At 71.9% G+C, this 6,949-nt stretch carries 9 protein-coding genes; 6 read left to right on the top strand and 3 right to left on the bottom strand.

Annotation, left to right across the window (positions count from 1 at the left end; translation table 11 throughout):
* Positions 1-49 precede the first annotated feature (49 nt).
* Together N864_RS17260 and N864_RS25530 are read right to left on the bottom strand one after the other, a co-directional pair.
* Positions 50-373, bottom strand: a complete 324-nt coding sequence (locus tag N864_RS17260) for a histone-like nucleoid-structuring protein Lsr2 (protein ID WP_034719779.1) — start codon at positions 371-373, stop codon at positions 50-52.
* Between the two features lie 151 nt (positions 374-524).
* On the bottom strand, positions 525-698 hold the full coding sequence (locus N864_RS25530; RefSeq protein ID WP_169735987.1) for a hypothetical protein: 174 nt from the start codon (positions 696-698) through the stop codon (positions 525-527).
* Positions 699-751: 53 nt separating this feature from the next.
* On the opposite strand from N864_RS25530, the gene radA reads away from it, so the two are divergent.
* The 3 genes from radA to N864_RS17240 all read left to right on the top strand — a co-directional run bounded on the left by radA (position 752) and on the right by N864_RS17240 (position 4,276).
* A complete protein-coding gene (radA, locus tag N864_RS17250; protein ID WP_034719771.1) occupies positions 752-2,164 on the top strand; it encodes a DNA repair protein RadA in 1,413 nt (470 codons plus the stop codon).
* A 55-nt stretch (positions 2,165-2,219) separates the two neighbouring features.
* Positions 2,220-3,296: a DNA integrity scanning diadenylate cyclase DisA gene (disA, locus tag N864_RS17245; protein WP_034719768.1), complete on the top strand. Its 1,077-nt coding sequence runs from the start codon at positions 2,220-2,222 to the stop codon at positions 3,294-3,296.
* 89 nt (positions 3,297-3,385) lie between these two features.
* Positions 3,386-4,276, top strand: a complete 891-nt coding sequence (locus tag N864_RS17240; protein WP_034719766.1) for an HhH-GPD family protein — start codon at positions 3,386-3,388, stop codon at positions 4,274-4,276.
* A gap of 10 nt (positions 4,277-4,286) precedes the next feature.
* On the opposite strand, the gene N864_RS17235 is transcribed toward N864_RS17240, so the two are convergent.
* Positions 4,287-4,835 (bottom strand): gluconokinase, encoded by a 549-nt coding sequence (locus tag N864_RS17235; protein ID WP_034719764.1) that lies wholly within the window; start codon positions 4,833-4,835, stop codon positions 4,287-4,289.
* A gap of 80 nt (positions 4,836-4,915) precedes the next feature.
* Here N864_RS17235 and N864_RS17230 point away from each other — a divergent pair, with 80 nt between their 5' ends.
* From N864_RS17230 to N864_RS17220, 3 genes are all read left to right on the top strand, one after another.
* Positions 4,916-5,710, top strand: a complete 795-nt coding sequence (locus tag N864_RS17230) for an ABC transporter permease (RefSeq protein WP_034719761.1) — start codon at positions 4,916-4,918, stop codon at positions 5,708-5,710.
* Positions 5,703-6,557, top strand: coding sequence for an ABC transporter permease (locus tag N864_RS17225; RefSeq protein ID WP_240474377.1), 855 nt, complete (start codon positions 5,703-5,705; stop codon positions 6,555-6,557). Before N864_RS17230 ends, N864_RS17225 begins: the two co-directional genes overlap by 8 nt.
* The coding region (locus tag N864_RS17220; protein ID WP_155892990.1) for an ATP-binding cassette domain-containing protein at positions 6,554-6,949 on the top strand (396 nt) is incomplete at its 3' end. The genes N864_RS17225 and N864_RS17220, both read left to right, overlap by 4 nt.

The raw sequence follows: 6,949 nt of genomic DNA, 5'->3' as shown, positions 1-6,949 counted from the left end.
CCCGGTCGGCCGACCGGGCCCTTCGGCTCTGATCTGGATCAGGTGCTGATCAGTGCGCCGCGTCGTAGGCGTTCTGGATCTCGGCGGAGATACGGCCGCGGTCGGAGACCTTGTAACCATTCTCGCGGGCCCAGTCGCGAACTGCGCTCAAATCATTTCGACGCGAAGAACCTCGACGGCCCACCGGTCGCTTGGCGCCCCCAGCGCGCCGCGCATGTCCGGTCCATGCCGAAAAGTCGTCCCGAAGCTTCTTCGCGTTTGCGTCGGACAGGTCGATCTCGTAGGAGACCCCATCCAGTCCGAAGGTGACGGTCTCGGTGGCCTCTCCGCCGTCGAGATCGTCGACCAGGATGACTTCGACTCGCTGCGCCATGTTTCTCCAAATTGTTTGTTGAATGGGAGGGGGCCGGTGCATCACCGGTCGACACCAAAGTAACAGCAAATGCCTGTGGTCGGAGAATCAATGACAAAATGGCGCAGACGCTGTGGATATTCTGGCGACATACCGTCCGGAAGGGGTGCCGCTATGCCTGGTGCTGCGGCTTGGCCGGCGCTTCTTGGTGCTCGGCCTCCCACTTCGCCTGCGCCATTCGCTCGCGGCGGTCGCCCTCGATGATGGTCTTCATGATGAAGTAGAAGAGCGTGGCGATGCCGATAGTGGGCGCCAGCGCCAGGATGTACGGCATTGCGGCTTCCATGGCATCCATGGTCGCACGGCTCCGTGTCGGCCCTTACCCCTACCGTTACCGCCATGGCGTCGAGGAGCAATGGCAAGCGGGCCGTCACCGGCTACCGGTGCACGGAGTGTGGCTGGAGCACGGTCAAGTGGGTCGGCCGCTGCGGCGAGTGCCAGGCGTGGGGGAGTGTCACCGAGGTCGGCCAGCCCACGGCGCGCACGACGGCGGCTCCGGTCGGGGAGCCGGCCCGGCCCATCGGGCAGGTCGACATGAGCCGGGCGAGCGCGGAGACCACCGGGGTGCCGGAGTTCGACCGCGTCCTCGGTGGCGGACTGGTCCCGGGCGCCGTGGTCCTCGTCGCCGGCGAGCCGGGAGTCGGCAAGTCGACGCTCCTGCTCGACGTCGCCGCGCGCACTGCGCGGTCGGGTCGCACCGTGCTGTATGTCAGCGGTGAGGAGTCGGCGGCCCAGGTCCGCGGCCGGGCCGAGCGCATCGGGGCCCTCGCCGACCGGTTGCTCCTCGCCGCCGAGACCGACCTCGGCACGGTGCTCGGGCACGTCGAGCACGCCGGTCCGGACCTGCTCGTCGTCGACTCCGTCCAGACCATCGCGAGCGCCGAGGTGGACGGGCAGGCGGGCAACGTCAGCCAGGTCCGCGAGGTGACCGGCACCCTGATCCAGGTCGCGAAGTCCAGGGGTGTCGCGGTGCTGCTCGTCGGGCACGTCACCAAGGACGGGTCGGTCGCGGGGCCAAGGGTGCTCGAGCACCTCGTCGATGCCGTCGTCCAGTTCGAGGGCGACCGCCACTCCCGGCTGCGGCTGGTCCGGGCGGTCAAGAACCGGTTCGGGCCGACGGACGAGGTCGGCTGCTTCGAGCTGCGCGACTCGGGCATCGTCGGGCTGGCGGACCCGAGCGGGCTGTTCCTGTCCCGCTCGGCGGCTCCGGTGCCGGGCACCTGCGTGACGGTGGCGATGGAGGGGCGGCGCCCCCTCGTCACCGAGCTCCAGTCACTCATCACCGCCTCGTCGTTGCCGTCGCCCCGGCGCACGACGAGCGGGCTGGACGCCTCGCGGCTGGCGATGATCCTCGCGGTCCTCGAGAAGCGCTCGGGCCTGCCCGCCGGGACCCGTGACGTCTTCGCCGCCACGGTGGGCGGCATGCGGGTCACCGAGCCCGCGGCCGACCTCGCCATCCTGCTCTCCCTTGCCTCCTCGGCGATGGACCGCCCGCTCGCGCGCGATGTCGTCGCGCTCGGCGAGGTCGGCCTCTCCGGCGAGCTGCGCCCCGTCCCGGCGCTGGGCCCGCGGCTCACCGAGGCGGCCCGACTCGGCTTCCGCTACGCGCTCGTGCCTGAGGGGCAGTCCGACGTCACGCCGCCCGCCGGGATCACCCCCGTCGCGGTCCCCGACGTGCGCTCGGCGGTGGAGGCGATGGGGCAGCTCTGCGGTTCGCGCGCAGCGGCGGCGATGGAGGCGGCGACCGCCTAGAATGCCGTTCGTCCGACTTCGTCCGGGGTCAGACGCATCGGATGAACGGGAAGTGATGGACAAGAACGACGACGAGCTGCTGCGTGCGGCTCTCGCCGCGGTGGCCCCCGGAACGGAGCTTCGCGACGGCCTCGAGCGCATTCTTCGCGGACGCACTGGCGCCCTGATCGTGCTCGGCAACGACAAAGTCGTCGACTCCATCTGCACCGGCGGGTTCGCCCTCGACATCGAGTTCTCCGCGACCCGGCTGCGCGAGCTGTGCAAGATGGACGGCGCCGTCGTCCTCGACCGCGAGGGCAGCCGCATCGTGCGCGCCGCGACCCAGCTCGTGCCCGACTCCCACATCGAGACCTCCGAGTCCGGCACCCGCCACCGCACCGCCGAGCGCGTCGCGAAGCAGACCGGCTTCCCCGTCATCTCGGTGAGCCAGTCGATGGGCGTCGTCGCCCTCTATGTGGGCCGCCGCCGCCACGTGGTCGAGGGCTCCCCGACGACGCTCTCGCGCGCCGACCAGGCCCTGCAGACGCTCGAGCGCTACAAGGCCCGGCTCGACGAGGTCACCGGCACCCTGTCCGCCCTCGAGATCGAGGACCTCGTCACCGTGCGCGACGTGACCGCGGTGCTCCAGCGACTCGAGATGGTGCGCCGGATCTCGGCGGAGATCCAGGACTACGTCGTCGAGCTCGGCACCGACGGCCGGCTGCTCAGCCTGCAGCTCGAGGAGCTCGTCGGCGGGCTCGGCAACGACCGTGAGCTCGTCATCCGCGACTACCTGCCCGCGACGAAGTCGGGACTCACCGAGGAGCAGGCGCTCGAGAGCCTCGAGGCGCTCAACGCGGTCGAGCTGCTCGACCTCGCCGCCGGGGCCCGTGCCGTCGGCTTCCAGGTCGTCGGTGAGAGCCTGGACGCCCCGGTCAGCCCGCTCGGCTACCGCCTGCTGACGAAGGTGCCGCGGCTGCCCCAGGCGATCGTCGAGCGCCTCGTCAACCACTTCGAGTCGCTGCAGCGGCTGCTCGCCGCAGGCATCGACGAGCTCATGCTCGTCGACGGTGTCGGCGAGGGCCGGGCGCGGGCCGTCCGCGAGGGCCTGTCCCGGCTGGCCGAGAGCAGCATCCTCGAGCGCTACGTCTGAACCCCGGGGAGCTCATCGCCCTGGCGCGCCTGCGGCCCCCGAGTCCCCCCGAAACGCCCACCACGCTCGGTCAGCACTACGGTGCCGGTATGCCGCTCAGCTCGCTCCCGCTCCACGCCCTCCATGCGCGCGTGACCGGGTGGTACCGCGAGGCCGGCCGGGAGCTGCCGTGGCGGGAGCCCGACTGCTCCCCGTGGGGGATCTTCGTCTCCGAGGTGATGGCTCAGCAGACCCCGCTCTCGCGGGTCGAGCCGGCCTGGCGGGAGTGGATGCAGCGGTGGCCGACGCCGGCAGCGCTCGCGGCCGCCGCCCCGGGTGAGGCCGTCCGCGCCTGGGGCCGGCTCGGCTATCCCCGCCGGGCCCTCCGGCTGCACGAGGCGGCGACCGCCATGGTGCAGCGGCATGCCGGCCAGGTGCCGGCCACCCCGGAGGAGCTGCTCGCGCTGCCGGGCGTCGGCGGCTACACAGCGGCGGCGGTCGCCTGCTTCGCCTTCGGCATCCCCGAGGTCGTCGTCGACACGAACGTCCGCAGGGTCCTGGCCCGCACGCTCGAGGCCAAGGAGTACCCCGCGCCGGCGCTGACCCGGGCGGAGCGTGACCTCGCCGCCCACGCGATGCCGGCTGAGCGGCATACCGCCAATGCGTGGAACGTCGCGGTGATGGAGCTCGGGGCGCTCGTCTGCGTGGCCCGCGGGCCGCGGTGCGAGGCGTGTCCCGTCGCCGACCTCTGCGCCTGGAACGCCGCGGGGCGGCCCGCCCACGAGGGTCCGCCGCGTCGGGGACAGGCGTGGCGCGGCACCGACCGGCAGGTCCGGGGCGTGCTCCTCCAGCGGCTGCGCGACGCCCACGCCGACGTGCACGTCGACCTCCTGCACGACGCGGCGGCGGACCGGGCGCAGGTGATGCGCTGCCTCGACTCCCTCGTCACAGACGGGCTCGTCGAGCCGCTGGCGGACGACCGGTTCCGGCTGCCCGCGTGACCGCGCCGCGTCAGGCGAACTGGTCCGGCTCGGGGAGCCCGAGCGCCGCGAGGGAGCGGTGCAGCACCTGCGCGGGCGTGCCCTCGTTGACGACCTCGACGCCCGGCTCGTCGGACGCGAGCGGCTCGAGCGTCGCGAGCTGGCTCGGCAGCAGCGTGGGCGGCATGAAGTGCCCGGCGCGATGCTGCATCCGGTCCTCGATGAGAGCGGGCGGCGCCGTCAGGTGCAGGAACCGCACTGCCGGGCGGCCCTTGCGCAGCAGGTCGCGATAGGCGCGGCGCAGCGCCGAGCACGTCACGACCGCTGACTCGCCCCTGGCCTCCTTGTCACCGATCCACTCGCCGATCGCCTCGAGCCACGGCCAGCGGTCGTCGTCGGTCAGCGGGTGGCCCGAGTGCATCTTCGCGACGTTGGCCTCCGAGTGGAAGGCGTCGCCCTCGGCGAACTCCCACCCCATGAGCGTGGCGATCCCCTTGGCGACCGTCGTCTTGCCGGAGCCCGAGACGCCCATCACCACGACGACGTCCGGCCGGGTCTCCGTAGCGGGGTGAGCGTCCATGCGCTCGACTGTAGCCGCCATTGCCCACCCGGTCGGCGATCTGTAGCCTGACCCCTCGTGCCTGCCCCAGACCCGACCCGATGAGGACCTTCCGCCTCCTGGTCCGGGCCGGCTTCCGCCGACACTCGACCTATCGTCTCGCCCTGCTCGCCGGGATGACGACGAACTCGGTCTTCGGCATCATCCGCGCCTCGATCCTGCTCGCCGCCGTCGCGTCGGCCGGCTCGGCGATCGGCGGCTACACCGGCCCGATGGCGGCGGCCTTCGTGTGGTGGGGCCAGGCGCTGCTCGGCACCGTCAACCTCTGGGGCTTCCAGGAGGTCAAGGAGCGGGTCCGCAGCGGCGACATCGCTGTCGACTTCCTCCGGCCGCTCAACCCGCAGCTGACCTACCTCGCCGGTGACATCGGTCGTGCTGGGATCAACTTCCTCGCGCGCGGGATGCCGGCCCTGCTCATCGGGGCCCTGCTCTTCGACCTCGCCTGGCCCCCGGGCCTGCTCGCGTGGCTGGTGGGGTTCCTGTCGGTGGCCCTGGCCGTCGTCGTCGCCTTCGCGGGCAACTTCATCGTCAACCTGGCCTCGTTCTGGCTCATCGAGGTCCGCGGTCTCCAGCTCGTCTGGATGATCGTGTCGGGATTGTTCTGCGGCCTCTACCTGCCGGTGCCGTGGTTCCCGGGCTGGCTGCGCACGATCGCCGACTGGTCCCCGTGGCCGGCGATGCTCCAGCACCCCCTCGACATCCTCAGCGGACGTGTCGTCGGCACGGACGTGGCCCTCGTCCTGGCCAACCAGCTCGGCTGGGCCCTCGTCCTGCTCGGTCTCGGGCAGGTCGTCCTGCGCGCCGGGCGGCGCCACCTGGAGGTGCAGGGTGGCTGACCGGTTCGCCCGTCCACGGCGCCGCCGCCTGGTCCCCGGGCCCCTCGGCGAGCGGCTGCGGCCCTATCGGGTGCTCCTCGCGGCCCGGGCCCGGGCGCAGATGCAGTACCGCACGTCCTTCGTCACGGACATCCTCGGCACGGTCGGCGTCGGCCTGACCGAGCTGGCCGAGGTGTGGATCATCTTCCACAACGTCGACGTCCTCGGGGGGCTCGACTTCACCGCGGCGCTGCTCGTCTTCGCGCTGTCCAACATCGGCTTCTCGCTGGCCGACATGGTCGTCGGGCACCTCGACACGCTGCCGACCTACATCCGGATGGGGCAGGTCGACGCGTTCTACGTGCGCCCACTGCCGCTGCTGAGCCAGTTCATGACGAGCGACATCTCGTTGCGCCGGGTGGGCCGGCTCGGCGTCGCCGTCGTCGCCCTCGTCGTCGCGCTCTCCCGCGCCGACGTGCACTGGTCCGTCGCGACCGTCGCGCTCATCGCCCTCACGATCGTCAGCGGCACCGCGATCTTCACGGCGCTGTTCACCGCGGCCGGCGGGTTGCAGTTCTTCTTCGTCGACGGCGCCGAGTTCACCAACAGCATGACGTACGGCGGTTCGTATGCCGCTCAGCAGAGCCAGCGCGTCTTCCCCGACCCGCTGCGGATCCTCTGGACGTTCGTCATCCCCACCGCCTTCGTCGCCTACTTCCCGACGTTGGCGATCCTCGACCTGCCCGGCGACCGGCTCGGGTCGCCGTGGCTCGCCTGGTGCTCGCCCCTCGCGGCCCTCGTCGCCTGGCTGGCGGCCGCGGCCTGCTGGCGCGCCGGCACCCGTCACTACCAAGGAGCAGGCGGATGAGCGCAACCCCCTCCGGCCGGGCCACCGGGCCGATCATCGAGACCGTGGGCCTGGTGCGCGACTACAAGCGCACTCGGGCCGTCGACCACCTGAGCTTCCGGGTCGAGCCGGGGGAGTCGGTCGGCTACATCGGTGCGAACGGCGCCGGCAAGTCGACGACGATCAAGATGCTCACCGGCATCCTGCGGCCCACGAGCGGCCTCGTGCGGACGTGCGGCCTGGACCCGATGCGCCAGCGGGTCGACGTCGCGCGCCGCATCGGGGTCGTGTTCGGACAGCGGTCCCAGCTGTGGTGGGACCTGCCGCTGCACGAGTCGTTCGCCATCCTCACCGCGATCCACCGGCTCGACCCGGCGACCGGGCGCCGGCGCACCGACCGGCTCGTCGAGCAG

It is taken from the genome of Intrasporangium chromatireducens Q5-1, from assembly GCF_000576575.1.
Classification (GTDB): Bacteria; Actinomycetota; Actinomycetes; order Actinomycetales; family Dermatophilaceae; genus Intrasporangium_A; species Intrasporangium_A chromatireducens.
The sequence above is the reverse complement of the archived record's forward strand: the minus strand, read 5'-3'. Positions and strand labels throughout refer to the sequence as shown.